Genomic DNA, 705 nt, shown 5'->3' on the forward strand with positions numbered 1-705 from the left:
TGACGATGGCAGCGATGGTGATTGCGGCCATGAAGATATCGGCACGGCGGTCATATCGCGTGGCAATGCGTCGCCAGTCTTTCAGGCACCCGAACATGTTCTCGATTCTATGGCGTTGTTTGTATTGGGTTTTGCAGAACGTGGCCGGTGCCTTGCGGCCCTTGCGCGGGGGAATGCAGGAAGCGATCCCCTTGGCTTGGAGCGCGGCGCGGTATTCGTCGGAATCGTATCCTTTGTCGGCGATCAGGGTGGCGCCGTTTCCTCTGGGCAGGGCGGGATAGAGGATCTTGGCGCCGATATGGTCAGACACCTGTCCGTCTGTCAGGCACATCGCGATCGGTCGGCCTTCGCCGTCGCACACGGCATGCAGCTTCGTGTTCAGTCCGCCCTTGGTGCGGCCGATGTGGCGGGAAAGTATCCCCCTTTTAGCAGGCTTGATGCCGTACGATGAGCCTTTAGATGTGTGGCGTCGATCATCAGCGTGTCCGGTGGCCCGTCGCTTGCTGCCAAGTGACTGAAAATCCTGTCGAACACGCCCAGTTCCGTCCAGCGGCGAAAGCGGTTGTAAAGCGTCTTGTGGGGTCCGTAGTCCTTCGGCGCGTCCTTTCACTGCAGGCCGTGCTTCAGGACATAGACAATGCCCGAAACGACCCGCCGGTCATCCACGCGAGGCACTCCGTGCGATCTCGGAAAAAACGGCTCGAT

At 59.9% G+C, this 705-nt stretch carries 1 pseudogene; it reads right to left on the reverse strand.

The features are described 5' to 3' along the window. Positions 1-705: pseudogene (locus tag GR183_RS21620) on the reverse strand (IS5 family transposase); the annotation flags it as partial.

The sequence above is a fragment of the Stappia sediminis genome (genome assembly GCF_009826895.1).
Lineage (GTDB): Bacteria > Pseudomonadota > Alphaproteobacteria > Rhizobiales > Stappiaceae > Hongsoonwoonella > Hongsoonwoonella sediminis.